This is a genomic window from Roseibium marinum, assembly GCF_002906165.1.
Classification (GTDB): domain Bacteria; phylum Pseudomonadota; class Alphaproteobacteria; order Rhizobiales; family Stappiaceae; genus Roseibium; species Roseibium marinum.
This window is the reverse complement of record NZ_PPCN01000001.1, coordinates 1-26,998: the sequence shown is the minus strand read 5'-3', so window position 1 is coordinate 26,998 and position 26,998 is coordinate 1. Positions and strand designations below refer to the sequence as shown.

At 61.5% G+C, this 26,998-nt stretch carries 27 protein-coding genes; 8 read left to right on the top strand and 19 right to left on the bottom strand.

Annotated elements, in window-relative coordinates; genetic code table 11:
* Nucleotides 1–37: 37 nt before the first annotated feature.
* The 8 genes from CLV41_RS00135 to CLV41_RS00100 all read right to left on the bottom strand — a co-directional run bounded on the left by CLV41_RS00135 (nucleotide 38) and on the right by CLV41_RS00100 (nucleotide 7,112).
* Nucleotides 38–484, bottom strand: a complete 447-nt coding sequence (locus tag CLV41_RS00135) for a DMT family transporter (protein WP_103220273.1) — start codon at nucleotides 482–484, stop codon at nucleotides 38–40.
* Nucleotides 485–489: 5 nt separating this feature from the next.
* A complete protein-coding gene (locus tag CLV41_RS00130; protein WP_103220272.1) occupies nucleotides 490–1,272 on the bottom strand; it encodes a glutathione S-transferase family protein in 783 nt (260 codons plus the stop codon).
* Between the two features lie 5 nt (nucleotides 1,273–1,277).
* Entirely contained in the window at nucleotides 1,278–2,309 is a 1,032-nt protein-coding gene (locus CLV41_RS00125) for a branched-chain amino acid ABC transporter permease (protein WP_235867024.1), read from the bottom strand.
* Complete coding sequence (locus tag CLV41_RS00120; protein ID WP_103221433.1) at nucleotides 2,309–3,187, bottom strand: branched-chain amino acid ABC transporter permease; 879 nt, start codon at nucleotides 3,185–3,187, stop codon at nucleotides 2,309–2,311. The genes CLV41_RS00125 and CLV41_RS00120 overlap by 1 nt, the downstream gene beginning before the upstream one ends.
* Nucleotides 3,187–3,915: an ABC transporter ATP-binding protein gene (locus tag CLV41_RS00115; RefSeq protein ID WP_103220271.1), complete on the bottom strand. Its 729-nt coding sequence runs from the start codon at nucleotides 3,913–3,915 to the stop codon at nucleotides 3,187–3,189. The genes CLV41_RS00120 and CLV41_RS00115 overlap by 1 nt, the downstream gene beginning before the upstream one ends.
* A complete protein-coding gene (locus CLV41_RS00110) occupies nucleotides 3,912–4,655 on the bottom strand; it encodes an ABC transporter ATP-binding protein (RefSeq protein ID WP_103220270.1) in 744 nt (247 codons plus the stop codon). Before CLV41_RS00110 ends, CLV41_RS00115 begins: the two co-directional genes overlap by 4 nt.
* A 122-nt stretch (nucleotides 4,656–4,777) precedes the next feature.
* Nucleotides 4,778–6,049, bottom strand: coding sequence for an amino acid ABC transporter substrate-binding protein (locus CLV41_RS00105; protein WP_103220269.1), 1,272 nt, complete (start codon nucleotides 6,047–6,049; stop codon nucleotides 4,778–4,780).
* 97 nt (nucleotides 6,050–6,146) lie between these two features.
* Nucleotides 6,147–7,112, bottom strand: coding sequence for an NAD(P)-dependent oxidoreductase (locus CLV41_RS00100; RefSeq protein ID WP_103220268.1), 966 nt, complete (start codon nucleotides 7,110–7,112; stop codon nucleotides 6,147–6,149).
* Between the two features lie 405 nt (nucleotides 7,113–7,517).
* Between CLV41_RS00100 and CLV41_RS00095 the strand changes: the two genes are divergently transcribed.
* Nucleotides 7,518–8,546 (top strand): LacI family DNA-binding transcriptional regulator, encoded by a 1,029-nt coding sequence (locus CLV41_RS00095; protein WP_103220267.1) that lies wholly within the window; start codon nucleotides 7,518–7,520, stop codon nucleotides 8,544–8,546.
* A gap of 180 nt (nucleotides 8,547–8,726) precedes the next feature.
* Entirely contained in the window at nucleotides 8,727–9,692 is a 966-nt protein-coding gene (locus tag CLV41_RS00090; RefSeq protein ID WP_170107074.1) for an amidohydrolase family protein, read from the top strand.
* Between the two features lie 50 nt (nucleotides 9,693–9,742).
* On the opposite strand, the gene CLV41_RS00085 is transcribed toward CLV41_RS00090, so the two are convergent.
* From CLV41_RS00085 to CLV41_RS00065, 5 genes are read right to left on the bottom strand one after another with little or no spacing between them, the layout of a single operon-like run.
* Entirely contained in the window at nucleotides 9,743–11,023 is a 1,281-nt protein-coding gene (locus tag CLV41_RS00085) for a TRAP transporter large permease (RefSeq protein ID WP_103220265.1), read from the bottom strand.
* 4 nt (nucleotides 11,024–11,027) lie between these two features.
* Nucleotides 11,028–11,507 carry a TRAP transporter small permease gene (locus CLV41_RS00080; RefSeq protein ID WP_235867023.1) on the bottom strand — a complete coding sequence of 160 codons (480 nt, stop codon included), beginning with the start codon at nucleotides 11,505–11,507 and terminating at the stop codon, nucleotides 11,028–11,030.
* Nucleotides 11,508–11,567: 60 nt separating this feature from the next.
* On the bottom strand, nucleotides 11,568–12,542 hold the full coding sequence (locus CLV41_RS00075) for a C4-dicarboxylate TRAP transporter substrate-binding protein (protein WP_235867022.1): 975 nt from the start codon (nucleotides 12,540–12,542) through the stop codon (nucleotides 11,568–11,570).
* Between the two features lie 57 nt (nucleotides 12,543–12,599).
* Complete coding sequence (locus CLV41_RS00070; protein ID WP_235867021.1) at nucleotides 12,600–13,694, bottom strand: Ldh family oxidoreductase; 1,095 nt, start codon at nucleotides 13,692–13,694, stop codon at nucleotides 12,600–12,602.
* Nucleotides 13,691–14,434 (bottom strand): SDR family oxidoreductase, encoded by a 744-nt coding sequence (locus tag CLV41_RS00065; protein ID WP_103220263.1) that lies wholly within the window; start codon nucleotides 14,432–14,434, stop codon nucleotides 13,691–13,693. Before CLV41_RS00065 ends, CLV41_RS00070 begins: the two co-directional genes overlap by 4 nt.
* Nucleotides 14,435–14,659: 225 nt before the next feature.
* Between CLV41_RS00065 and CLV41_RS00060 the strand changes: the two genes are divergently transcribed.
* Nucleotides 14,660–15,652, top strand: a complete 993-nt coding sequence (locus tag CLV41_RS00060; RefSeq protein ID WP_103220262.1) for a GntR family transcriptional regulator — start codon at nucleotides 14,660–14,662, stop codon at nucleotides 15,650–15,652.
* 91 nt (nucleotides 15,653–15,743) lie between these two features.
* Here the strand turns inward: CLV41_RS00060 and CLV41_RS00055 are convergent, their stop codons facing one another.
* The 5 genes from CLV41_RS00055 to CLV41_RS00035 all read right to left on the bottom strand — a co-directional run bounded on the left by CLV41_RS00055 (nucleotide 15,744) and on the right by CLV41_RS00035 (nucleotide 21,365).
* Nucleotides 15,744–16,811, bottom strand: coding sequence for a Gfo/Idh/MocA family protein (locus tag CLV41_RS00055; RefSeq protein ID WP_103220261.1), 1,068 nt, complete (start codon nucleotides 16,809–16,811; stop codon nucleotides 15,744–15,746).
* Between the two features lie 79 nt (nucleotides 16,812–16,890).
* Entirely contained in the window at nucleotides 16,891–17,733 is an 843-nt protein-coding gene (locus tag CLV41_RS00050; protein ID WP_103220260.1) for a PPC domain-containing DNA-binding protein, read from the bottom strand.
* The gene (locus tag CLV41_RS00045; protein WP_103220259.1) at nucleotides 17,730–19,358 is read right to left on the bottom strand and encodes an acyl-CoA synthetase; all 1,629 of its coding nucleotides are present in this window, start codon (nucleotides 19,356–19,358) and stop codon (nucleotides 17,730–17,732) included. Before CLV41_RS00045 ends, CLV41_RS00050 begins: the two co-directional genes overlap by 4 nt.
* Nucleotides 19,355–20,524 (bottom strand): acetyl-CoA acetyltransferase, encoded by a 1,170-nt coding sequence (locus CLV41_RS00040; RefSeq protein ID WP_103220258.1) that lies wholly within the window; start codon nucleotides 20,522–20,524, stop codon nucleotides 19,355–19,357. Before CLV41_RS00040 ends, CLV41_RS00045 begins: the two co-directional genes overlap by 4 nt.
* Nucleotides 20,525–20,555: 31 nt before the next feature.
* Complete coding sequence (locus tag CLV41_RS00035) at nucleotides 20,556–21,365, bottom strand: IclR family transcriptional regulator (protein WP_103220257.1); 810 nt, start codon at nucleotides 21,363–21,365, stop codon at nucleotides 20,556–20,558.
* Between the two features lie 212 nt (nucleotides 21,366–21,577).
* On the opposite strand from CLV41_RS00035, the gene CLV41_RS00030 reads away from it, so the two are divergent.
* The 5 genes from CLV41_RS00030 to CLV41_RS00010 all read left to right on the top strand — a co-directional run bounded on the left by CLV41_RS00030 (nucleotide 21,578) and on the right by CLV41_RS00010 (nucleotide 26,196).
* Complete coding sequence (locus CLV41_RS00030; protein WP_208987215.1) at nucleotides 21,578–22,600, top strand: TRAP transporter substrate-binding protein; 1,023 nt, start codon at nucleotides 21,578–21,580, stop codon at nucleotides 22,598–22,600.
* Between the two features lie 102 nt (nucleotides 22,601–22,702).
* Nucleotides 22,703–23,236 carry a TRAP transporter small permease subunit gene (locus CLV41_RS00025; protein ID WP_103220256.1) on the top strand — a complete coding sequence of 178 codons (534 nt, stop codon included), beginning with the start codon at nucleotides 22,703–22,705 and terminating at the stop codon, nucleotides 23,234–23,236.
* A gap of 3 nt (nucleotides 23,237–23,239) precedes the next feature.
* Entirely contained in the window at nucleotides 23,240–24,607 is a 1,368-nt protein-coding gene (locus tag CLV41_RS00020; protein ID WP_103220255.1) for a TRAP transporter large permease, read from the top strand.
* The gene (locus CLV41_RS00015; RefSeq protein ID WP_103220254.1) at nucleotides 24,604–25,422 is read left to right on the top strand and encodes an SDR family NAD(P)-dependent oxidoreductase; all 819 of its coding nucleotides are present in this window, start codon (nucleotides 24,604–24,606) and stop codon (nucleotides 25,420–25,422) included. Before CLV41_RS00020 ends, CLV41_RS00015 begins: the two co-directional genes overlap by 4 nt.
* A gap of 21 nt (nucleotides 25,423–25,443) precedes the next feature.
* Nucleotides 25,444–26,196: an SDR family NAD(P)-dependent oxidoreductase gene (locus tag CLV41_RS00010; protein WP_103220253.1), complete on the top strand. Its 753-nt coding sequence runs from the start codon at nucleotides 25,444–25,446 to the stop codon at nucleotides 26,194–26,196.
* A 475-nt stretch (nucleotides 26,197–26,671) separates the two neighbouring features.
* Here the strand turns inward: CLV41_RS00010 and CLV41_RS00005 are convergent.
* The coding region (locus CLV41_RS00005) for an integrase core domain-containing protein (RefSeq protein ID WP_146048464.1) at nucleotides 26,672–26,998 on the bottom strand (327 nt) is incomplete at its 5' end.

Below are 26,998 nucleotides of genomic sequence, written 5' to 3'. Positions count from 1 at the left end.
GGCGAAACGCGTTTCCTTGATCCGCACCAGATCCGTGTTAGCCGCGACTGACCAGGAGGGCCCCGCCGAGAACCATCGCCAGTCCCAGCAGCCGCCAGACAGAGACAGTCCGCACATCGAGGCCGAAAGCTCCGAAATGGTCGGCCAGCATCGAGCCGATGAGCTGACCGGCGACGATGCACACGAAAAACACCATGGCCCCGGTCACCGGCGCCACAACCGGACCCGAGGCGACGAAAACCGCGCCGGCGACGCCGGACAGATAGACCCACCAGGGCACAGTGGCCAACGACTTGCGCGAGATGTCTCCCCATCCGGAGAAGACAATGAAAGCAAGGATGCTTGCCAGAGCCACCGCGATGGAAATCGTGGCCGCGCCATAGGCACTGCCCACGGCGCGCCCGAGGATGGAATTAAGCGGCGGCTGCGTTGACAGCATCATTCCAATGACCACCGTCGCAAGCATGTAGGGAACCATCTGCATCGTTTTCAGGCCTCTGCCATCCGCTCATTGCGCAGCGCGGCAAGGTGCGGATATTTTTCCGTTAGAAGAGAGCCATGGTAGTAGGTCTCCGGGAAAGGCTCCGTCAACCTGATCCGCTCCAGCCACGCACCGATAGCCGGATAGTCCTGCCAAATTCCTCCCAGATTGATGTCGTCCATGCGCACGATAACCGGCATGATCGCAACGTCCGCCAGGGAGATGTCCTCACCCAGGATCCACGGCCCGCCGCTTTCCTCCAGCCAGCGCGCCATGCGCTCCACGCCGCGCGTCAGCCGGCCAAGCGCCTCGTCCATGTCCTGCTTCGGAAAACCGGTGCGGCCCATTTTCATCAGGAACTCCCTGCGCAGCGGCTTGCTGTCGCAAAGCGCCTGAAAGTCCACCTCGCTCATCGCCTGGAAATGGGGCAGGAAGGCCAGATTGTAGGACGGCACCCGGATCGCCGGTGTCGGCACCTCGTCGATAAAGCGCATAATGGCCCGCAGTTTGGCCGTTTCGCGCGGGTCCTCGGGCCGCATGCGCGCGGTTCCGGGCAATATGTCTTCCAGGTATTCTAGGATCACCGCGCTGTCGATGACGGGTGTTCCATCGTGAACCAGAGCCGGCACGACGCCGTTGGGATTGATTGCCAGATATTCCGGCTTCAGCTGGTCGCCGGAAAAAAGATCCAGCTTGTGTTCCTCAAAGGCGATGCCCTTGGCATGCAGCGCATAGCGCACCCGTTGAGAGCAGGTCGATTGCGGCGCATTGTGAAGCACGAAAGAACTCATGATCCTCAATCCCAGTTCAGGATGCGCGGCAGCTTCCTGAGGCGCGCGAGCGTACCGACGATGCCAAGCGGGAAGAACATCAGGCAGAGCATCATGATGAGACCGGTTGCCAGGATGTTGATTTCCGAAGCCCCCAGGGTCGCGACGAAGAACTCGTTGAAGGACACCAGGAGCACGGCGCCGACCACCGGCCCGGCGATGGTTCCCTTGCCACCGAGAATGCAGATCAGCACCATGTTCACCGAGACCAGGATGATCAGGAAGATATTCGGCCGGATATAGGTCAGGTATTCGCCCCAGACCGCGCCGGCCATGCCGACGAAGAACGCCGAGATGGCAAAGGCGAGCGTCTTGTAGAACCGGGTGTTGATGCCCGCGCTTTCCGCCTTTATCTCGTCCTTGGAGATGGCCCGCAGGCCCAGTCCGAACTTGGAGTGCTTGATGCGGTAGGCGGCCCAGACCGAGAAGGCGGCCATGAGGACGAAGGCATAATAGTAGGGCAGCTTGGCCCACTGCACGGGAAGGTCGTTCGCCTTCAGGGACACGCCGGCAGCCCCGCCGACGAAATCCCAGTTTTCGAACAGGATGCGGAAGATCATCACCAGCGCCAGCGAGGAGATGATGAACGACGGACCGCGCACCCGAAGGGTGATCTGGCCGACGAGATAGCCGAGCAGACCGGCGACGAGACCGGCGAACGGCGCCAGGACGATCGTCGAGATGCCGTAGCGGGCGAAGATCATGCCGGCGAAATATCCGCCGACCGCGAAGAACACATTGTGCCCCAGCGAGATGTAGCCGGTGAAGCCGCCCAGAATATTCCAGCCCGAGGCCATCACCACATAGCTGGCCGTGAACAGCACAAGATGGATCAGATAATTGTAGTTGCCGGTAAATTGCAGGGCGGGCAACAGCAGGAGCAGCGCCAGGACGAGGGCGGGGAACCAGTAGGCCCGCTCCTTCGAAACGTCCTGGACGAGGCCGGCGTTATAGGCTTTGCGTGCCACGAGCACGTCATTGGTATCAAGGCTAGCCACTATGCCAACTCCGGTTTTTCGCCAAAGATCCCCTGGGGCCTGACAAGAAGCACCACGAACAGGGCGACAAAGAATGTCAGGGTGGACCAGGTGGCGCCGAAATAGGCGCCGATGAAGGCGGCAACGACGGCCAGGATGAACGAGGCCAGGACGGTGCCGAAAATCGAGCCCATGCCGCCAAGCACCACGAGGGACATCAGGACGGCGATCCACTCCCAGTGTTTTGCCGGAAAGAACGAGAACACGAAGGACACCAGCGATCCCGCCGCGCCGGCAAGGCCGATCCCGATCGCGAAACTCACAAGCCCGACGAAATTGACGTTCACGCCGAGCAGTTCGGCCGCCTCCCGGTTCTGGGTGGTGGCGCGGATCGCATAGCCGAAGCGGGAGTATTTCAGAAACAGGGCCAGCGCGGAAATGATCGCGAGGGAAACAATGCCGGCATAGAGCTGTCCCTTGGGGATGAAGATGTCGCCGATAAAGAACGCGTCGGTGGCATAGTCCGGCGAAGTGACGCGCTGGGTGTTGGTGAAGGCCGTCCCCAGGGCACCCTCGATCACCATCGCCAGGGCGAAGGTCAGGAGCACGGTCATTTCGGAGTATTTCGCGGATCTGGCCTCGCGTTCGAAGACCAGCTTGTAGAGGATCACACCGGTTGCCGCGAGGATGACGGCGGCAATCGGAAGCGTGAGAAGCGGATCGAGGCCGTAGAGGCGGGCCGCCCAGTAGGCGACATAGGCCCCCGCCATGATCAGCACCGGATGTGCCAGGTTGACGATGCGCATGACACCGAAAACCAGGCTCAGCCCGGAGCCCATCAGGGCATAGACCCCGCCGAGTGCCATCCCGAGTATAAGTATTTGAATGACCTCAGCCATTACGCCGCCTTCTTTCCACCAAGATAGAGTTCCTGGATCCTCGGATCCGTCAGCACCTCCGCCGCGGGCCCTTCGAACAGGGTCCGGCCAAGGTCGAGCACCACGCCCCAGTCGGCGTGCTTCAATCCCATCAGCGCGTTCTGCTCAACAAGCAGGATGGTGATCCCCTCATCGGCCATCAGCCGCATGATGGAAAAGACTTCCTTGACGATCTTCGGGGCGAGCCCGAGAGACGGCTCGTCGAGCATGACGATTTCCGGCTTGAGGATCAGGGTGCGTGCCATCGCAAGGGTCTGCTGCTGGCCGCCCGACATCGTACCGGCGTGCTGGTCGCGCCGTTCGCCCAGGATCGGAAAGCGCTCCTCGATTTCGTCGATCCGCTTTTCCAGCTTCGACTTGTCGGCCAGCGAGAAGCCGCCCATGCGCAGGTTTTCCCGAACGGTCATCTTGGGAAACAGCGCCCGTTCCTGCGGGACGAAGCATATGCCCCGGCGCAGAATCTGATCCGGCCGCTTGCCCTTAAGGCTCTCGCCCTTGAAGGTCACGCTGCCCTGACGGATCTTCAGCATGCCGACAATGGTCTTCAACAGCGTGGATTTGCCGGCGCCGTTCGGGCCGATGATGCAGTGAACCTTGCCCGGCTGAACCGACAGGTTGGCGCCGTCCAGGATGGCGGGGCCGTCGCCGTAACCGGCAACCACATTGGAAACTTCCAGAAGTCCGCTCATGCAGCCTCCTCAAGCGCGCCGCCCAGATAGGCGTCCAGCACATCCGGATTTTCGCGGACCTCGTCGGGCGTGCCATCGGCAATCACCCGTCCATGTGCCATGACGACAACCCGGTGGGACAATCGCATGATCAGGTCCATGTTGTGTTCGACGATAAGCACCGTCAGCCCCTGCTCGTTGAGCTTGCGGATATGGCCGATGATTTCCTCCAGCAGCGTCGGATTGACACCGCCGGCCGGTTCATCGAGCAGGATGATCTTCGGGTCGCTCATCAGGAGCGCCGCCAGGTCCATCAGCTTTTTCTGGCCGTAACTCAGGTTGGAGCCGTCTTCGTTGGCGATGCGCGTGATGCCGAGGAATTCGAGGATGCCGAAGGCCTTGTCGATCTCCTCCGCGCTCATCGCCGGCCGGAAGAGATCCCTCCAACCGTGGATCTTCGACTGGCAGATAACGTTTTCAAGCACCGTCATGTCAGCGAGATTGCGCGAGATCTGGAAGGTCCGCGACAGGCCCGCGGCCGTGACCTGGTAGGGGCGAAGGGTGTCGATGCGCCTGCCATCCAGGCGGATTTCCCCGGCCGAGGGCGCCATCGTGCGGCTGATGCAGTTGAAAGCGGTCGTCTTGCCCGCCCCGTTCGGCCCGATCAGCGCGGTGATCTTGCCACGCTCGGCGACAAACGAGCATTTGTCGACCGCCTGAATACCGCCGAAGTGTTTGCTCAGGCTCCTGACCTCAAGCATATGCGCTCCTCCGCTCAAAATTCGTCCTGATCAACGGATGACCGGTCGGAACCGACGGTCATCCGGAGTTGATCGGTACAAAGTGACCGGGCGCGTTGCCGTGCCCGGCCGTTTTCAGCTTATCAGAATCCCTGCTTGGGATAGGTCATCTTGGAGACCCCGTCGAATTCGTCCGTCGGATAGACGAACTGCAATTCGCCGTCGTTCCACTGGGCGACGAGGAACGGCTTGTTGACCGGCAGGCCGACGTCGTCCCAGGCGAAACGGCCCAGGATCGTGCGTACCGGATTGTCGGCTGTGCGTTCGGACAGCCATTTGCCCATGGCGGCATTGTCAGTCGAACCGGCGCCGATGATGGCCTGTTCGATCCCCTGGCAGACCGCGAACGGAATCGCCGCATCTTCATCCGGCGCCGCGTCGTATTCCTCCTGGAACGCGGCGACAAAATCGGCGTTGGTGAACTCTTCGCCGGCAAGGGTGCCCTTGTAGGGAGCCGCAGGATGCCAGGACGTGTGCATCAGGATGCTGTCGGACGCGCCCTGGGTGCCTTCATAGAATTCCGCCTGGGTGCCCTGGCTGTAGTAGACCATCTTGGGTTCCGCCCGCACGGTCTTCAGCGCACGCGTAATCTGCACCGCTTCTTCCGCGGACGCGGTCAAGGCGATAATAAGCTCGGCGTTGGAGCGCTTGATGGAGTTGGCAAGGTTCAGCCAGTCGTTGAAGCCTTCCTCGGGCCACTTTTCCGAAAAGACGACCTCGATGCCCGCATCGGCGAGATAACCGGGAGCCAGATCGGCCACGACACTGCCGTCAGCCGGGTCCATGACCTTCTGGCCCAGGAAACCGGCCTCCACGGCATTGGCGAAGAAGTCATCGGCCGCCACGACCGCGGCGGTCTTCGGACGCTCGCCTTCCGGAATCAGGTCCTCGATCAACCCTTTCAGGGAACTGCCGACATATTCGGCGGCATTCGGCTGAAAATAGAACAGGTTGTCGTGTCCCTGCTTGTAGATGCGCAGCGCGCCGCCGGCCGGAACCGGATGCACGTAACCGTATTTCGCCAGGATGTTCGCGACCGGAAAAGTCAGGCGCGACGAGAACGTGCCGAAGACGGCGTTGACATTGTCGACATTGATGAACCGCTCATACTGGCTGATGGCGGTGGCCGGATCGGAACGGTTGTCCGAGGTGATCAGTTCGATCTTCTCGCCGCCGATGCCACCCCTGTCGTTCAGCATCTTCACGCACAGATCGTAGCCCTGCTTGTGCTTGGCTCCGGCGATTGAAAACGCGCCGGTCAGCGGCAGGGACGCCCCGATCTTGATGTCCGCGTGAGCGGCCGTCGCCATGGCGCAGACGGCAACCGTCGTGGTGAGTAGTGTAAGAAGCTTCATTGCTATTCCTCCCTGTTTTCGGAACTAAAGGCCCTCTTTCCTCGTTCCAGGACGCCGTTCTGGTTTTTCTTGGCGCCGTAAATCCGCTCGGCCGCGGTTATTCCGCGGCCTGCGGCAATTCCAGACCTGTCGGGTATGGGGTGTCTTCGCTCTTGAGTTCCAGGCCGGCGGCCAGGGCAACTGTTTCAAGAAGCGCCGAGAAATCCTTTTGCAGGTAAGCGTCGGGATCCTCCTTCAGCGTAGCGGCGCCGAAATGAGCCTGCAACGCTTCGCGGGTTGCCGCCGTCACCGGCATCGGCACGCCCAGATTGCGTGCCGCCCCGAGACCCAGATCCAGGTCCTTGCGCAGCAGCTCCGGTGTGAAGGTGGTCGTCCAGTCGAGATTCACGAAGGCGTTGGTCTTGTAGCGCGTGAAGATCGAGCCCATGACCGAGTTGTTCATGAAATCCAGGAAAGCGGCTCTCGGCACGCCTGCCTTTTCGGCCAGAACCGTGATTTCAGCCAGGTTTTGCGTAACAACGCCCAGAAAGACGTTATGGGCGATCTTGCAGAAGCGAGCGAGCTCGCCCTCGCCGACATAGGACGCGCCATTGGCGGCGATCGCGGAAATGACCGGCTCCACCTTGTCGAAGGCCGCCTTCGGACCGGAGGCCACGGCGCTCAGTTTGCCCGACTTGACGCATTTGCCGTTGCCACTGACGGGCGAGGCAATCAGCTCGGCGCCGCGCTCGGCAAGGCGGGTGCGGATATCCGCCGACTGTTCGCTGGAAATCGAGGAGCAATCGAGGAAGATCTTCGGTGTTCCATCCCCTGACAGAACCCCGTTTTCGCCGAAATAGACCTGTTCGACGTCCTTGCCGGTGGACACCATGGTTCCGAGAATGTCGACACCCGCCAGGTCGCGCGGCGTATCGACCAGCGTTGCGCCCTTCGCGGCAAGCGGTTCGGCTTTCGACCGGGTCCGGTTCCAGACATAGGTATCGAAGCCCGCATCGACGAGCCGTTCGGCCATGGGATACCCCATACGCCCCATTCCGACCCATCCAATCTTAAGGCTGCTCATAGTTTACCTCCACTTATAATTCTTTTCGCAGTCCGAGCCCGTCCAGCGGGCAAGAATTCAGACTGATGAGTCCCGTATCCAGACGATTTACGTGCGAACGTTTGCACCCTTGATCGGATTGAAAACCCGACGACGCGCTTCCGCTTCCTTGGCACTGCCACGCAGTCATGCCTCGGGTTCGTCGGTCGTCACGCAGGCCTCAACCTCCCTTTCCGGTCTGATCAGTCTGACCGGCTTGAAATGTCGCGCTTGTCGCCTCTCCACTTTTGGGGAAGAAATCACGCAATCGATTGCACAAATACTAAGGACGGTTTTGAGAACCTGTCAATCCCTTTTTGCAAACGATTGCGAAAAACCGCCGCCGCCCCTAAAACTGATAAGATCGAAACGGACGAGAATGGACGCATGAACAAACCGGTTACGCTAAAGGACATCGCGCGAGAAACCGGCGTCCATGTCTCGACGGTTTCGCGGGCGCTCGATCCCAATGCCCGGACGTCCCTGACCCGTGAGGTGGTGGAGAGAATCCGCTCCACGGCGGAGCGCATGGGCTACCGCCCGAACCGACTGGCCTCCAGCCTGCGCACAAAGCGCACCATGTCCATCGGTCTCATGATTCCGGATATCGAGAACACGCTGTTTCCGCCAATCGTGCGCGGTGCGGAAAGCGTTCTTGAGCCCGCCGGATACACGTCCATCATCGTCAACACGGACAGCGACCGGAAGCGGGAAGCCAAACTGGTCGATGTGCTGCTGGAACGCGGGGTGGACGGCATCATCCACGCCGCTCCCTATCTCAGCGATCCACGCATGATCGAGGTGGCGCGCCGTGGCCTGCCGATGGTGACGGTCAACCGCCAGATCGAAAACAGCGAAATCCCGTCCGTGGTCAATGACGATCCGGGCGGAATTGCGATGATGCTGCGGTATCTTCATGAGCATGGCCACCGCCACATCGCCCATATCGCCGGGCCGAAAAACCTCTCGACAGGCCGGGCACGCATCGAGGCTTTCAAGGCAACCGCAAAGGAACTTCACCTCGATCTTCCCGACGAGGCGCTTGTGGTTTCGAACTATTTCGACGAGCAGGAGGGACGGCGCTGTACCCGGCAACTGCTGGAATCCGGCACTGAGTTCACAGCCATCTTGTGCGCCAACGACCGCCTGGCGCTCGGCGCGTTCGACGCGCTGCGCCAGCACGGCCTGTCGTGTCCCGACGACATCTCCGTCACCGGCTATAACGGCATTCCGTTTCTGGATCTCATCCCGCCGGGACTGACGACGATCCAGATCCCCCAGTTCGATATCGGCCGCATCGGCGCGGAGCTACTCATCAAGATGATGACCGATCCGGACGCCACGATCCCCAGAACCACGATCCTGCCGGTCAAGCTCGTCGAACGCGGCAGCGTGAAACGCATCGACCCGGCCTGAAAAGAAAGAATTCCCAGATATCCCGGCCGATGGGCAGTCGCTCCTTGCAGCGATCGGTCCGCGGTCCTTATAGCGATTGACCTTTTTGCAATCGATTGCATAATCACGGAAATTACCTGCAATCGATTGCACAAAGTTTCAGGCGCAATTGTCATGATTGCGTATATCCAGGGGGACCGCATGACCGATGTAACCACCAGCGCGGAAATCATTGCGATCGAAGAGCATTTCATGCACGACGCACTCGCCCGGCATCTGGCTTCGGCGGCCGATCCGGCGTCTGCGCTTGGCAGGAAGCTCTTCGATTTCGCAGGCGTGCGCATCGAGGAAATGGATGCTGCAGGCATCGACATGCAGGTGCTGTCGCACCAGTCACCGGGCAGTCAGCGTCTCACCGGCGATACCGCCGTGGAAGCCTGCCGGGCAGTCAACGACGCGCTCGCGGCAATCATTCGGAAGACGCCGGACCGGTTCGCCGGATTTGCAATGATCCCCAGCTCCGTTCCGGAGGCCGCGGCCGACGAACTTCAGCGCGCCGTCGAGGAACTTGGCCTGAAAGGCGCGATGATCCACGGAAAGAGCTGCGGCGAATTTGTCGACGCGGCGGAATTCTGGCCGATCTATGCCCGGGCGGAAGCGCTCGACGTGCCGATCTATCTGCATCCGGCCCACCCGGACAAGGCGGTGATCGAAAGCTGCTACGCGCCGTATGACCAAAGCCACCCGGCCCTGACCGGTCCTGCGTGGGGTTTTGGCGTGGAGGCCGGGACCCATGCCATCCGGCTTATCCTGAGCGGCGTCTTCGACCGCCATCCGGGCCTCAAGATCATCCTGGGGCATATGGGCGAGGCCCTGCCGTTCTGGCTTCCCCGGATCGATGAGTCGCTCGCGCGGCCCGGCAACGCAGCGGTGCGCTTTGCCGAGATCTTCAAAAACAACTTCTTCGTGACGACCAGCGGCTTTTTCTCCGATGCGGCGCTCCGCTGCTGTCTGGAATGCCTCAACCCGGATCACATTCTCTTTGCTGTCGACTGGCCCTATGCGGACAATCGGTCCGGCGTTGACTGGCTGCGGTCCCATCCGATGGACCATGACTTGAAAAAGGCCATCTTTTCCTTGAATGCCCGCGTATTGCTCAAGCTGTGATACCTGATACCAAAGAGCGTTCATTATGAGGGATAAATCAAACTCGAACGTCACCCAAAGACCAGGTCAGGCAGGAACAGCACGATACCGGGCAGGAACACAAGAAGGAGGACAACGAGCGCGACAGCGGCCAGCAGGCCCTTCGACTCGCGGGTATATTCACCGATCGGGCATTTGAGGATCGAGCATACGGCATACATCGCCGCGCCTACGGGTGGAGTGAAATTGCCGATGGTGGCGGCGATGATGAAAACGATGCCGAAATGCACGGGATCGCCACCGAGTTGGCGGATGACCGGCAGAAATATCGGCGTCAGCATGATGATCAACACCGTGGCGTCGATGAAAAAGCCGATCACCAGCACGAAAACCGCAACGAGGATCATCGCGGCGTAGGGGTTTTCCGTCACGCCGAGTATCCAGCCCGAGACGACTTCCGGCACCCGCTCGAACACGAGGCCGTAGCTGAAGATCACCGACAAGGCGATCAGGAACATCACGGCGCCGACATCCGTCAGGCTGCCTTCCAGGGCCTCGATAAATCCCTTCGCCTTCATTTCACGATAGACCAGAACCCCGATGAAGATCGCGTAGAGCACGGCAAACGCGCCGATTTCCGACGGTGTGAAGACGCCCATCCTCAGGCCGAACAGAAGGAATACCGGGAACAGCAGCGCCCAGATGCCGCCCTTGAAGGCGCGGGCGGTTTCCTTGAGGCTCGGGCGCACCTTGCGTTCGGGTTCATAGCCGCGGCTGCGGGCCGTGAGCCAGACGGCCAGGGACAAGGCCAGCCAGAGGAGCAGCGCCGGCAGCACGCCGCCGGCGAACAGCCGCCCGATGGACACCTGACCGATCGTGCCAAAGAGGATCATGCCGATCCCGGGCGGGATGATCGGTGTGAGAACCGCACCGTAGGAGAGAACACCCGCGGTAAATCCGCGGGTGAAGCCGCGCCGGACCATGTCCTCTCCCAGCATCCGCGACTGCATCGAGGCATCGGCGATTGCCGATCCGGAGACGCCGCCCATCAGTGCCGACAGGGCTATGGAGACCTGCGCAAGGCCGCCGCGCAACCGGCCGGTCATGACCGAGGCCAGTTCCAGGAGGCGCTTCGTGATGCCCGAGCGGTTCATGAAATTGCCCGCAAGGATGAACAGCGGAACCGCCAGAAGTGAAAAATTCTGGGTTTGCGAAACCGTGATCTGCGCCGGGATCGTGAACGGAAGTTCGGGATGCTGGGCGAAAAACAGAACGCCGGAAATGCCAATGGCAAAGGCGACCGGCATGCGCATAAGCAGGAAGACGACAAAGGCGATGGCAACGATCAACATGATGTCAGACCGCGCCGCACCGGGTCGTCCCGCGCAGGCGATCCTCCTTGAGGGCCGACATGGCCTTCAGGATCGTCGTGAGCAGAAGCAGCGCTCCTCCGACCGCGATGCTCATCGTCACCCAGGAGTAGCTCACGCCAGGGATTCCCTGAAAGCTCCGTGCGCGGCTGACCCAGGAGAGCCATATTCCGGCATAGATCAGGTAGACGAGAAAGGCGGAGATGACCGCATAATTCAGGTAGTCCAGGGCGCGGTTCGCCCTGTGCGAAAGGTGTTTCCCCCACACATCGATGGACATGAGGGCGTTCCTGCGCCAGGCGATATCGGCGCACAGAAAACAGGCCCAGGCAAAGAAGCAGGTGGAAAGATCAATGGTCCAGTTGAGCGGGTGATGCAGCATGCGCGCCACACCACCCGTGAAAATAAGCAGAACCATCAACATCAGAAACACGCCGGCCAGAACGGCTTCAAGCCGTGTTAGCACCGAATATGCTGTCCGTGCCCTGACCATTGCCGCCGGCTCCGTGTCTGGTTCCAACCGTTGTTACTGCTGCATTTCAGACTGCAACTGTTTTTTCGCCTCGACAATGCCAAGCGCTTCATACGCGGCCTCGCCGGCTTGCCGGAAAGCCTCCATGTCCACGTCCTCGACAATTGTCATGCCGGCTTCGATCAGCTTCTGCCTGGCGGCTTCCGTCGCCTGGCGAATGACTTCGGAGGTTTCCTGTCCAGCCGTCCTGCATTCCTCGACCAGAGCTGTCTGATACTCGACGGGCAGCGAATTGAACCACTTCGAACTCACAACCTGAAAATTCACCAGCAGAATGTGCTTGGTTTCATTGGCGATTTTAAGCACTTCGTTCAAATTGGCGGCGGTGATGTTCGGATAGACAAGCTCGGCGCCGTCGATGGCACGCTGCTGCAGGCCCGGATAGACATCGCCGAAATTCATTGCTGTCGGTTCCGCTCCCAGCGCGCGGATGGATTCCTGCCAGATCGGCGCCGGCGGGGTGCGGATGCGCAATCCCTCCAGATCCGCCGGCTCGCGGATTTCCTTGTTGGTGTAGAAGTTGCGGAACCCCTGCACCCAGTCGAAGCAGACAACCTTGAGACCGTGTTCGTCGGCAAGCTCCTGCTGCCATTTCTTCATGGTGGGCAGGTCGGCGAGCGCATAGGCTTCCTCGATCGTGGATACGAAATAGGGGCCATTTACCACCGCGATGCCCGGCACGTAATTGCCGAGGCGCGCCGCGTCTGTATTCTGACCGATATTGGCGCCCTGGCGGATCTGCTCGATGATGTCTTCCTCCACTCCGAGCTGGGAGGAGTGGAAAACGTCCATCTTCAATCCGCCACCGGTGCGTTCCTCAACGCGTTCCGACCAGTCGGTGAACCCCTTGTGAAACGGTTCGTTCGGTCCGAGCACGTGGTTGAACCGCAGCGTGTATGTTTCCTGTGCCTGCGCCGTGCCGGCCGCCAGCGTGCAACCTGCAAGCAGCGCGGCTGCGCCTATCTTCAATACTCTCCCATAACCTGTCATTTCATCCTCCCAATGATGCCATGGTCAATTCGTGGGTCAGGGCGTGCCCGTCCCTTCAGGGAACGGTACGCCATAGGCTTCCGCGAGATCGCGGAACGCCAGTTCGGTCTTCGGGTCGATGGGGATTCCCTCGCGGTCGCGCCGCGCGGCTTCGGCCCATTCGCGGTCGCCCGGGGCCAGGACGGTCTCGCCCGCCGCTGTCGGCGAGTTGCGCAGGGAATGCAGGTAGCGGCGCATGCCGTTCTTGAACTCGGCCGGATCGAGAAATGCGGCCGGATCAATCGCCATAACGAAGGCGCCCATGTAGCGCGGTGTGGACATGTCCTCCCCCTCCATGGGCAGGATTTCCGAACTCAGCTTCATGCCGGTGAGAACGGCGCTGAAGATCTCAACCAGTCCGGCCAGGCCCGCTCCCTTGAAGCCGAATTCGCCACCGAGCGGGGCAAGCATAACCGCCTGCGCGGCGTCCAGGGTGTCCTCACCGTCCGCGAGCGAGGCCACCGACCGGGGCAGAGGCTGGCCAAGGCTTTCAAAAAGACGGATGCGGTTATAGGGAATCGAGCTGGTCGCCATGTCGAGCAGCCAGGGATCGTCCGATCCGCTCGGAGCCGCCACGGCAATCGGATTGGTGCCATGAAAGCGCTCGGCCCCGCCATGCAGGCGCACGAAGGCGTCAGAATTGCAGAAAGTCACTCCGATCATTCCAGCCCTCGCCGCTTCGACCGCATAGGCGCCGGCGGGCCCGAAGTGGGAACCGCGCTGTATGGCAACCGCTCCCATGCCGTTGAAGCGGGCGATGGAAATGGCTTCCTTCATGGCTTCATAAGCGGCCAGCGCCCCGTGCGCGTCGCCGGCATTCAGGGTCGCGACGACACCCGCCCGGTAGTTGAAGTCCAGCCGCGGTCTGCCGTTGACGCGGCCGCCTCTGATGGCCTTCGCATAATGCGGCAGCAAGCGGATGCCGTGGCTGTCGATCCCCAGCCGGGAACCATGCAACATGGCCCGGGTCGCGGCCGATGCCGTTTCCAGATTCGCACCGGCGGCCGACAGCACCGATATGCTGAAGGCGCTCAGGTCCTCAAGGGCAATACACTGCGCCTCGGTTTCGCTGACGGGCGCGGTGGAACTCACAGCGTCTGCCCTCCATCGACGACCATTACCGATCCGGTGGTGAAGCTCGATTCATCGCTGCCGAGATAGACCGCGGCCGCCGCCATCTCCTCCACGGTCCCCAGCCTGCCCATCGGCTGGCGCGCGGTGAATTCGCGGCGTGTCGCCTCCGGATCGCCGGTGGCCCTCATGCGCGCTTCGAGCGACGGAGACAGGGTCGTGCCCGGACACAGCGCATTGCACCGGACGCCGGATTTTATGAAATCGCGCGCCACACCCTTCGTCAGGCCGATCACCGCTGCCTTGCTCGCGCCATAGGCGGCACGGTTGGCCACGCCGGTGATGGAGGAGGCGACCGAGGCAACGTTGACGATGGACCCGGCCCCGCGTTCCAGCATGCCAGGCAAAGCCGCCCGGATGGTCTGGTAGATCGAGGTGACATTCTGGTCGAAGCTGTTCAGCCAGTCTTCGCGCGAACAGTCCAGGATCGTGCCGTTGTGCACCCATCCGGCGCAGTTGAACAGGATATCGAGCTTTCCGGCGTTCGAAATGGCTTTTTCCACGCTCTCGGCGCTTGTGACGTCGAGCTCTACCGGCGTGATGGCGCCATTCAGTGCGGGCAGGTCTTCCATTTTCGCGAGCGTACGGCTGGCGGCATAGACCTCGGCGCCCTCGCGGGCGAAAGCCAGGGCCGTCGCTCGTCCGATTCCCTGACCCGCGCCTGTCACAAAAGCCCGTTTTCCGGCCAGCCGGTCCGACATGCCCTGTGTCCTTCGCTTTGCCTCTAACAATTATTGTATAATGTGCACACTATACAATTATCAATATATAACACAATAAGGAAAGCGGGACCTTAGTCTGATCCTGGTTTTTGAGTGTTCGGCAATTGTCAAAGGAGGGCGATTTTGGCTATCGTCACAGCTCATATAAATCGATTAGATCATGGAGCCGGAAAGATCGAAGAACCGCCTGCCACGGAAGAGAGCATGCCTGTAGACGCCGGCCGCGGCCCGATTTCGGGTGCGGCCCCCCGTCTCTACGAACGCGCCTTCAAGATCCTTGCAGAGGAAATCCGGCAAAAGACTCTCAGTCCAGGGTCACGTCTGAACGAGACGGGAATAGCCGCGCGTTTCGGCATAAGCAGACCACCGGCGCGCCAGGCCCTGACCCGGTTGCAAGAAGCCGGACTTGTTGAAAAAGCGGCAGGCAGGGGCTTCATCGTCTGCGGAGAACCCGCCGATAAAGCAGTTTTGAGCGCGCCACGGGAACTTCAGCGGCTCGTGTCGTCGTCCAGCTGGGAGCGGATCTACGACCAGGTGGAAGCGGAAATCATTTCACGGATAGCGACCGGCAGCTGGCGGATCGTCGAGGCAGAGCTGGCGCGGACCTATCATGTCAGCCGGACCGTGGCCCGCGATGTCCTTGCCCGTCTGCAGCAAGCCGGCCTGGTGCGCAAGGACGATCGCTCACGCTGGTTCGCGCCGGCGCTGACCCCGCGCCATGTGGGCGAACTCTATGAAATGCGCTGGGTGCTGGAACCCGTGGCGCTGAAAGACGCCGCCCCGAACCTGCCACCACCGCTGCTTGCGCGGATGCGCTCCAATCTGGAGAAGGCGCTCACCAACACCGCAAATCTTGGCAGCGCGGACCTTGATCGCTTTGAGAACGAGATGCATGTCGAGCTGCTGAGTTATTGCGGCAATGCCACCATGATCCAGACGATCCACACACATCAGTCGCTGATCATTGCGCACCGCTTCCTCTATCGTCATACGAACGAGATGTTTCCGGTCGAGCCGTTTCTGCCGGAGCATCTGGAGATCGTGAAGTATCTGCAGTCGGGGGAAGCCGGCAAGGCGGCGGACACGCTCGCCGAGCATTTGAAGATCTCGCTCGACCGCTCGCTCAGCCGCATCGACAAGATCGCGACATATTACCAGCCGGAACCGCTTGCCTTTTTGGAGAAACTGGAAACTTGAGGCCAGGCTCCGGTTCTCGCAACAGACGAACACGCGGCGTTGGCGGAGATGCCGCAGATGTGCCGACGGTCAAGCCCAATCATGCCCAATTTCATTGTTCCAGCTCGCAGGTCCGGCCCTTCCGCGCGGAGTCTTCAATTGCATGGATCAGCCGTTGAGCGGCGAGCGCTTCGCGTCCCGTGATTGCGGGCGGGACGCCCCGGCGAACCGCTTCGGAGAAGTTTTCAAGAACGGACTGGTGCCATTCATGGGTGAAGGCCATCGGATCGGCCCCGCCGCCCGTGGCGCTGTCTGTCCCGTAGGTCTCCGTTTTTCCATTGCGCCAGCTGACGGTCAGTACCCCTGCCTGGAGATGCAGGCTGGCCTTTTCGAAATGCAGGACGATGGATTCCGAAGACCCGGGAAAACTGCAGGTGCTTGCGGTAAACGATCCGACCGCGCCATTGGCGAACTGAAGCCCGGCGACCGCAAAATCCTCCGCCTCCATCTTGTGCAAGATGCTGGTTGCCGTCAGAGCCTGCACACGGCTGACCGGACCGGTCAGCCACAACATCAGGTCGATCGTGTGAATTGCCTGGGTGATCAGAACGCCTCCTCCATCGCGGTCATAGGTTCCGCGCCCGGCCTCGTCGTAATAAGCCTGATCGCGCCACCAGGGCACGGCGACCTCGACCGCTCCGAGACGGCCGAGGCCGCCAGCGTCCACAATTCGCTTTGCCCTCCGGGAGGCGTCACGAAAACGATGCTGGAAGACAATGCCAAGATGGATGCCGGCTTTTTCGCACAGGTCCACGACTGCTTCGGCTTCCGCCTGATTTCGGGCAATAGGTTTTTCCAGAAGGATATGCTTGCCGCTGCCGGCAATAGGCCCGATCAGTTCCAGCCGCACATTCGCCGGCGTAATGATGACCACCGCGTTCACCGTGTCATCTTCGATCAACTGATCGAGACTCTGGTAAACTCGTGGTACGGATTGATAGTTTTCCGGCAATCCTGCCAGCAGCGCGTCAGCGCGGTCCGCCCGCCTGGAGAGAACGCCGCGCAGGATCACATGATCGCGGGCATGCGCAATCGCCGCAAGATGGGTGCCCGCAACCATACCCGCTCCCACGAGCGCCACTCCCAGTGGCGGCGAAACGCGGTCTCCAGCAACTTCCATCAGTTCCCTCCGGATGATTTTCGTTATGGAATACCGGTATACCAATAATAACGGCTATCAAACTGAAACAGCCCCCGCCTTAACCGGCGACAAGGATCATCTCGAAGGTGACGCAGATCGGCGCCTTGCCGGGCACGATGTTGCCTTCGAAGAAGTTGCCGTCCGGATCGACGCAGAAGGTCGGGAGCACGGGTCCCTGCGGTCCGGCATTCCGGGCCCCGTTCAGCAACAGAACCTCCGAGATCGGCGATTCCATGGAGGACCCATCGGAGAAATCGGCCCCGATCAGGCTTCCGATCCCCAGAACCAGCGCATTGCCAAGTTCCAGTTCGCCGGAAAGCTCGGCAACGGCGGTGGACAGATCCTCATGGGGCGCGAGCGAGACGATGGCGGCATTGACCGCAGGCGTGTCTCTCAGCTTCCGGGGCCGGAAGAAGGAGAAATTCGTTTCCGCATCCGCCGTGACATCGAAGCAGCCGCCTTCGAACCGAAAGCCGTCGCCGGAATAATCGGCGCCAATCGTCACCTGGTCGGGCAACAGATGACCGGCGCGGCGCCCGTGTTGCGGATCGTCCCAGATGGCATGGCAATGGAGAAACCATTCGCCGTTCCGCCTGCCGACAATCGCGGTCCCCTGTGTCAGGGTCGCGCCCTGCCCGTCGTGGGTCTGACTGTACCAGGCGACATGCTCCTCGTCCGGGGAGGTGTCCGGCATGACGAACTTGTACGGCCCCATGACCAGCCCGTCGAGGCGGACCACCGCGCTGTCGCACCCGGCGGCGTCCATGACTTCGGCAATGGCGCTCATGAGCATCGCGCCCTTGCCGAGGCTGAAGGAAAGCGGCTCCGCGAAGCCGCTCACCACATGCCGGCGCGGCACTGTCGGCGGACCCGGATGCCGGATCAGGTGAGACCGGCTCATGAAGTTCCCTCCAGCACGGGCATCAAACCGCGTGCGGTCAGCTCTTCGCGAATGAGCTTCTTGGTGATCTTGCCGTAGCCGGTCTTCGGCATGTCGGACAGAAAGACGAAATGGGTCGGCAGCTTGTATTTCGCCAGCCGGCCATGCAGCGTTGCCAGTAGCGACATCTCGTCCAGCTCCTGCCCTTCTTCGGCAACACAGACGGCAAGTCCGGTCTCGCCCCATTTCGGATGGGGAATGCCGAGCACCGCCACCTCCTTCAGCGCCGGATGGGCCAGGAGAAGCTCCTCCACCTCGCGCGGATAGACGTTGGAGCCGCCGGAGATGTACATGTCCGATGCGCGTCCGGTGATGTAGAGGTAGCCCTCCGCATCCATGTGGCCGAGATCCCCCGTGCGAAACCAGCCATCGCGGAAAGCCTTCCCGTTGGCTTCCTCGTCCTGGTAGTAGCCGGCGCAGACTGCGGGGCCGGTCACGCAGATTTCGCCGCTGGCGAGGGGCGGCAGATGCTTGCCGTCATCGTCCTGAATGCTGATCTGGATGCCCGTGCGTTCGATTCCGCAGGTTCCGACCCTGGCTTGAGGACCATCCTCGAGATGATGGTCATGACGCGGCAGCACGGTGATCGCTCCCGTGACTTCGCCCAGACCGAAATACTGGACCAGAACCTTGCCCAGTTTGCGCAGGGCGAATTTCTGATCTTCCCGGTACATCGGCGCGCCGGCATAGATGACATAGCGCAGGCTGGTGTGGTCATGCTCGTCGACGGACGGATGCTCGACCAGCATCTTCACGATGGTCGGCACGGTGAACAGGTTCGTCACCTTGTGGCGCGCCACAAGCTCCCAGGCCACGGCCGGGTCGAAACGGCCTGCCGGCAGCAGCACGCTGACGGCGCCGGCGGCGAGCTGGGTCAGCTGATGCATTCCGGCCCCATGGGACAGCGGCGCCACCACAAGACTGACATCTTCGGGCGTCGATGCCGGCATCAGATCGTTGAGGTGATTGACGATGGTGAATGTCAGCTGACCGTGGGTGAGAACGACAGCCTTGGGACGTCCGGTGGAGCCTGAGGTGAAGAACAGCCAGCAGGGTGCATCGCGGTCGACATCGGCATTAGGCATGTCCTTGCCGAGGTTTTTCGCGATCAGGGCTTCGTAGGAAGGGCCGAAGTTCGCGTTGCCGATCGCAACCACGCCCACCATGTCCGGCAGGGCCGCGCGGCAGGCCGCGGCATGGCCGGGAAAGCCGTGTTCGCAGAACATCATCGCCGTGCCGGCCTTTTGCGCCAGATAGGCGACTTCATCCGCGCCTTGACGGAAATTGGACGGCACCCAGACCGCACCCAGCCGGAAACAGGCCAGCATGATCTCGATGATCTGGTTGTTGTTCGGCGACTGAACGAGCACCCGATCCCCATGCCGGATGCCGAAGTCTTCCCGCATGGCAATGGCGAGAGACGATACGCGGGCATCCAGCTCCCGCCATGTCCAGCGGTCGTCTCCCCAGATGATCGCCGGCCGGTCTCCGAGACGGCGCGCGTTTCGGGACAGGAAATGGGCGATGTTCGACGTGCGGGTCGACCAGGGAAGGGCCGTGTCCCGATTGGCGGTTTCAAAACTCATTTTACCCGCTCCAGAATGGACACGTAGTTCGCGACGGCGGCACCGCCCATATTAAAGACACCGGCCAGCCCGACATCGGGCAGCTGCATGTCTCCGGCTTCGCCCGCCAGTTGCATCGCCGCCATCACGTGCTGGGAAACACCGGTGGCGCCCAGCGGATGGCCCCGCGACTTCAACCCTCCGGAAGGATTGACCGGCAGCTTGCCGTCGCGCGCGGTGATCCCCTCGCGAACGACCCGGCCACCCTGGCCGCGCCCGGCCAGCCCCATGGCCTCATATTCCAGCAGCTCGGCAATGGTGAAACAATCGTGGGTTTCCACCATATCCAGATCGTCAAGGGACAGGCCCGCCTCTTCCAGCGAAGCTTTCCACGCTCCCCGCGCGCCGGCAAATTCGGTCACGTCGCGGCGCGACAGGGCCAGGACATCATTCACCTGATTGCGCGCCCGGAAGCCGATGGCCCGGCCCAGGCTCTCCGCCACATCCGGTGCTGCAAGGACAAGCGCCGCGGCGCCGTCGGAAATCAGCGAACAATCGGTCCGCCTCAAGGGACCGGCCACCAGCGGGTTCTTGTCGGTGACCGTGTTGCAGAAGGTCGCGTCCAGATCCTTGCGCATATGGGCGTAAGGGTTGCGCAGGCCATTGCTGTGGTTCTTGGCCGCGATCATCGCAAGCTCTAGGGAATGGTCGCCGTTTTCCTGAAAATAGGTCTGGGCAATCTTGCCGAAAATACCCGCGAAGCCCGCATCGACCCGGTCTTCCTCTTCCCGGTAGCAGCCGCTGAGCATGATGTCGCCGGCACGGGACGTGGGAACGGCAGTCATCTTCTCCGCGCCGACGACCAGGGCAACCTTGCCGCGGCCTGCTGCGATGAAGTCCATCGCCGCATAAAGCGCGGCGGAGCCGGTTGCGCAGGCATTTTCCAGGCGCACGGCCGGCACATTGCGCAAGTCGTCGAGCGCCATGCCAACCAGCGCACCCTCGAATGCCTGGGCGGAAAACCCGTTGTTGAAGACACCGACGAAGATGCCGTCGACGTCCGGCGCACCGACACCGGCATGCTCGAGAGCGGCGGGCACGACTTCCGCCATCAAGCCTTCCAGGCCCGGCGTTTCGGACTTTCCGAATTTGCTGTGGGCCCAACCCACAATCTGCGCATGGTTCATCTTGTTTCTCCCGGGCGTCCCGGCAGGGCGGTCAGGCCGTGCCTGGATTGTTGAATTCCAGTTTTCTGTTCAGCTTCGCTTCTATCGTGCGTTTTTCACGTTTCAGAAGACCGGCAATCTCGAGCTGGCGGTCGGGCTGCATGCGCGTGTCCAGCGCCGCGACCGACAGGGCCCCGATCGGCTCTCCGCTCGGGGCCATGAGCGCAATGCCCACCGCCCATGAATTCGGCAAATAAAGCCCGGGATTGACGGACCAGCCGCGCGCCCGGGTTTCTTTCACATGGTCCCGGAGAAGCTCCGGCGTATAGCCCGGATAGCCGCTCGCCAGGGTTTGTGCGTTGTCGGCGATCACGTCGTCCACCTCCCGGTCTGGCAGTGCCGCCAGGATCGCCATCGCACCGGCTCCAACCCCGAGCGGGTGCCTTTGCCCAGCCTGAAGGGCGTAAGTGCGAATGGGAAAGGGACCATCCTCCCTGTGCAGGCAAACCGAATGACATCCCCGCCGGATCGACAGAAAGCAGGTGTCCTCGCTGTCCCGCGCCAGGGCGCCAAGACTGTCAATCGCCAGATCGAGAAGATCGAACCGCCGGTTCGCCATCAGACCGATGACATAACTTTCAGGCCCCAGGGCATAGGACCGGCTGTCCTTGTCCTGTTCGACCATTCCGGCCCGGATGAGCGCCAGCAGCATGCGCCGGACGGTCGGGCGGCTCAGCCCGCTTTGCTCAACCAGAGTGTTGATCGATACGGCGTTTCCGCCTGCCCGGGCGATCGCCGACAGCAACCCGAGCGCCCGGTCGACACTCTGCGCCCCGCCCGGCTCCGCCTCTTTTTGTTGCATTGCACTATCCATATTGTAGATACTAAAATCTCATCAGGTGTCCTATTCTGTCTTTCTTTTTTCCATAATTCAACAGATTGCAAATTTTCCCTTACATTTTGTGTTTCATGACGCTACCCTTACAACCGCGATATCATCCATAATATGGATACTGCCTGAGAATAGCCGGTGGCATTCACCAGAGATGAACGCGCAAACGGGAGGAAAATCCGATGAAGACTTTTGCACTTGCCGCTGCCGCGGCGCTTTCACTTTCAGCCGCAGCTCAGGCCGAAACGCTTGTCATGCAGAGCGTCTACCCCTCATCCCTTCCCCTTTTGGGAGATAGCGGCATTCGCCTGACCGAACAGGTGGAAGCCCTGACCGGCGGCGATCTGAAGATCGAGTTCAACGAGCCGGGCGCCATCGTCGGCGGCAATGAAATGTGGGATGCGATCTCCACCGGTGCCGTGGACGCGGGCTGGTACAGCCCCGGCTTCGCTCAGGGGATCATCCCGTCCGCGGCGATCTTCACCGCCGTTCCCTTCGGGCCGGACGTGCGCGCTTATACAGCCTGGTGGTATTATGGCGGCGGCAATGAACTGTGGGCCGACATCACGGCCAAATACAACATCCACACAGAGCTTTGCGCCATCCTGGTGCCGGAAGCCTCCGGCTGGTTCGCCAAGGAAATCAACAAGCCGGAAGATCTTCAGGGCATCAAGATGCGCGTCTTCGGTCTTGGCGCGGCCGTTATGGGCAAGCTCGGCGTCGAAGCCCAGTCCATGCCTGTCGCCGACACGCTGACCGGTCTTCGTCTCGGCACCATCGACGCCGCTGAAGTCTCGTTCCCGCTGATCGACAAGGCGGTCGGCATGAACGAGTATGCCTCCCACTATTACTTCCCGGGATGGCACCAGCAGACGTCGCTGATCACCTTCATCGTCAATCAGGACGTCTGGGACGGCCTGTCCGACCAGCAGCGCACCGTCATTCAGACGGCCTGTCAGGCCAATGTCGCCCTGACCGCCGCCGAGGGGGAAGCCAAGCAGCTGCAGCCGCTGGAAGACCTCAAGGCCGCCGGTGTCCAGGTGCATCAATGGAACGACGCGATGATGACCGCCTTCAGCCAGTCCTGGGACGAGGTCGTCGTCGAGCAGTCCGAAGCCGATCCGGATTTCAAGCGCGCATGGGAAAGCCTGTCGGAGTTCCGCAAGAACTTCCAGACCTGGTCCGACCTTGCCTACCTGAAATAATCCGAAGGACCGGGCGCCCCGCGCCCGGTCCTTCCGGCTGTTGTCCCGCGCCATCTCGCCGGATGCAAGGCCAGACTTAAGGCCAGACCCAAGGTAAGTCTGATGAACACTCTTCTGCGGCTCTCCGATTTGCTGGCGATCCCCTGCCGCCTGGCGGCAAGATTATGCGGCTGGCTGTTGCTCGTTCTGGCGGCTGTCATTCTCTATGACGTTATCGGCCGGCGCTTCTTCTCCACCGGCTCCTTCAAGCTCCAGGAGCTGGAGTGGCACATTCACGGTGCGATCGCGGTGCTCTGCTTCGGCTGGACCTATCTCGCCAACGCCCATGTGCGGATCGACATCTTCTCCGCCAACATGCGCCAGGACACCCGGCTGTGGCTGGAGATCGTGGCCATCGTCGCCTTCCTCATTCCTTTCATGCTGCTGCTGACCTGGTTCGGATACGACTTCGTGCTGCGCTCTTTCGAGCGCGGAGAAGGCAGCTCCGGCGGGGTCGGCCTGCCGAACCGCTGGATCATCAAGTCGGTGATCCCGATCGGCGCGCTGCTGACCATTTCCGGCGGGCTGGCCGTCCTCTTCAAGGTCATTGTCGCTCTTCGCCGGCCCGACATGCTGCAAAGCCCCTGGGAGACCTGATCCATGATCGAAACGATCTCCGCGGTCCTGCCGGGCGCCATGTTCCTGTCGCTGATCGTGCTGCTGTTCTCCGGGGCACCGGTCGCGATCATGCTGATGGGAACGAGCCTCATTTTCGGGCTGCTCGCGATCTGGACCGGCGACATGCGCCTGGTGCATGCAACCCTGCTGCCCAACCGGATCTTTTCCGGCACCATCGACAACGCGGTCCTCGTCGCGGCCCCCATGTTCATCTTCATGGGCCTGATCATGGAGAAGACCCGCATTGCCGAAGACCTTCTGCTGACCCTGCAGCGGCTGATGCGGGTCGTCCCCGGCGGCCTTGCCCTGGCGGTCGTTCTCATGGGGACGATCCTGGCGGCCGCCACCGGCATCATAGGCGCGTCCGTCATCATGCTGACGATGCTGGCCCTGCCCACCATGCTCGAAAACGGCTACGACAAGGGGCTTTCCGCTGGCACTGTCGCTTCCGCGGGCACCCTCGGCATCCTTATTCCCCCGTCCGTGATGCTGGTCTTCATGGGGGACCTGCTGTCGATTTCCCTCGGACGACTGTTCGTCGCCGCGCTCCTGCCGGGCCTGCTTCTGGCCGCCTGCTATGTGATCTACATCGTCACCCGGTCGTTTCTTCAGCCCTCCCTTGCTCCCAAGGCTCCGCCGCTGACCGACAAGGAAAAAGGCGGTCTCTGGCTTGAAACCCTGAAGTCCGTCCTTGCCCCGCTTCTGATGATCTTCGCTGTCCTCGGCTCCATTCTCGGCGGTTTCGCCACGCCGACCGAAGCCTCGGGCGTCGGGGTCGTGGCCGCCTTGCTGATCGGCTTGCTGCGCGGCCGGTTGACCCGGGTGACGCTAAGGGAATCCATGGACGGATCGGTCACGTCGCTGGGGATGCTGTTCTTCATCTTCGTCGGCGCGACGGCCTTCTCCTACATCTTCCGCAAGGTCGGTGGAGAGCATTTCATCGTGGACACCGCCCGGGCGCTGCCCTTTGGCGACTGGGGTCTGCTGATCTCCATCATGGCGATGATCTTCGTCATGGGGTTTTTCTTCGACTGGATCGAGATCACCCTGATCGTGCTGCCGATCTTCGCACCGATCGTTCCGCTGATGGATCTGGGCGACCATGTCGACAAGGCGCAGATGATCTACTGGTTCGCCATTCTGGTGTCGCTCAATCTGCAAACCAGCTTCCTGACGCCACCCTTCGGTTTCGCGCTGTTCTACCTTAAAGGCGCGGCGGGCAACATGCTGGCGATGCGCGACATCTACCGGGGCATCATTCCCTTCGTGATCGTGCAGCTTGTTCTGCTCGGCCTCGTCGTTGCCTTCCCGGAGATTGCCCTGTGGCTGCCGGATCAGGTGATGCAATGAGTGAGACCAGACAAACAGGCCGCGTCGCCGGCAAACGCGTCCTTGTTGTTGGCGGCGGGTCCGTCGGCCCCGGTTGGGGCAACGGCAAGGCCGCAGCCGTTCTCTACGCCCGTGAAGGTGCAAAGGTTCTGGTCGTCGACCGGAGCGATGCGGCCGCAAAAGCCACCGTCGAGCTGATCCGCGACGAGGGCGGGACAGCCGCTGCCTTCATCGGGGACATGACCGATCCCGAGGTGGCAAAGGCCTCCGTGACTTCTGCCGTCAACGCCTTCGGCGGGCTCGACATCCTTCACTTCAACATCGGGATCAGCACCCGTGGCGGCATCGCCGATACGACGCTCGAGGACTGGCGCAAGGTGTTCGCCGTCAACCTGGATGCCGCCTTTCACGTCACCCGGGCCGCCCTGCCGGTTCTGGAGCAGGACGGCGGCGGCGCGATCGTCTACATCACGACCCTCGCGGCCCATCTCAACGGCCCTTACGCCTATGTCGGCTACGAGACCTCCAAGGCGGCCCTCAGCCGACTGTCGCGCAGCGTCGCGGCGGAATATGCCGCCCGGGGCGTGCGCTCCAACACCGTGGTGCCGGGCATGATCGACACGCCGCACGTTCAGGCTCATGTGGCCACCTCCACCGATGGCGCGGCGGTGGCGCAAGCGCGCGCGGCCCAGGTGCCGATGAAGCGTCAGGGCACGGGGTGGGATGTCGCGGAGGCGGCCCTGTTTCTGGCGTCCGACGCGGCCGGCTTCATCACCGGCGTCGATCTTCACGTTGACGGCGGCATGTCGATCCTCATGGGCAATGCCGCGATCTGATTTTCCGGGAGAAAACTTCAAATGACACAGAAACTCGCTCTCGTCACCGGTGCGGCCCGCGGCATCGGACTTGCCACCACGAAGCTCTTCCTGCGCGACGGCTGGAATGTCGCCATGATCGACCGCGACGCACCAACGCTGGCCGAAGCTGCCAAGGACCTCGACGGCGCCCGGGCCTTTGTCTGTGATGTCTCCATTCCCGAGGCCGTGGACCAGCTCTACAAGGATGTCCTGGAGAAATTCGGGCGGATCGACGCTCTCGTCAACAATGCCGGCGTGGCGGATTTCGGGCCCATCGAGGAGACCACCTTCGCGCGCTGGCGCACGGTGATGGACACCAATCTGGACGGTGTCTTTCTGATGTCCCAGGCGGCCATTGCGGCCCTGCGTGAGACCCGCGGCGCCATCGTCAACATCGCGTCCATCTCGGGCCTGCGCGCCTCTACGCTGCGGGTCGCTTACGGAACTTCGAAGGCGGCCGTCATCCACATGACCAAGCAGCAGGCGGCGGAACTTGGCGAACACGGCATTCGCGCCAATTGCGTCTGCCCGGGACCGGTGCGCACCAAACTGGCCATGGCTGTCCATTCGCCGGCTATCATCGCCGCCTATCACGATGCCATTCCGCTGAACCGTTATGGTTCCGAAGACGAGATCGGCGAAGTCATCGTCTTCCTGTGCGGCGACAAGGCAAGCTATGTCACGGGTCAGGTCGTCGCCTCAGACGGCGGCTTTGATAGCACCGGCATCGGCTTGCCGGACCTGCGCGACTAAGCCCGCACAGCTCTGCCTGTGAAGCTGCAGCGCAGATTTGGCTGAGCTGCACAATCCGGTTTGCCAATTGCCAATAGAACGCAAAAAGCCCCACCGTTGTTACCGGGTGGGGCTTTTGATTTGTATCGTTCTGGAATTTCCGTGTTGCTTTGTGAGGCGTGTTGCGTTTAGCGCCTGTCGTGGGTGGTGACCAACAAGACACCGCGCGCGTTTTTTTTCCAAAAGCGTCTGCGGTTATGTGGGTCATTTTATTTGGTTGCGGGAGCCTGATCACACTGAGATTTTAACGCTTGGCCCTTTCAACGGCTGGATCTGCCCGGATTTAGTGGAGAGGCTTTCACTCAGTGATGGCCGTTTCGGCCTCGAATGAGGATTAATACCAAAGAGCATTGATTACGACCCATCTGATGGGTCAGAGCTGGCTCGGTTCGTCTGAACAGTTTCGGGCGTTTCGCTAAGTGGATTTTCGCCTCGATTAAGCCGCCACCATCATCGGCGTCAGAGCGTTGAAGTAAGCCTGATCCGGCGTCTGCCGGTCAAGGGATGAGTGAGGGCGTCGGGTATTGTAAAAGGTCAGATAGCGGCCGATGCCGACGCGGGCCTCGGAAACGGTCTTGTAAGCGTGGAGGTAGACTTCCTCGTATTTGATTGACCGCCAGAGCCGTTCGACGAACACGTTGTCCCGCCACGCGCCCTTGCCGTCCATCGAGATGGCGATCTCCGCTTTCTTCAGCACCGCCGTGAAGTCCACGGAGGTGAACTGCGATCCCTGGTCAGTGTTGAAGATGTCGGGCTTGCCGTG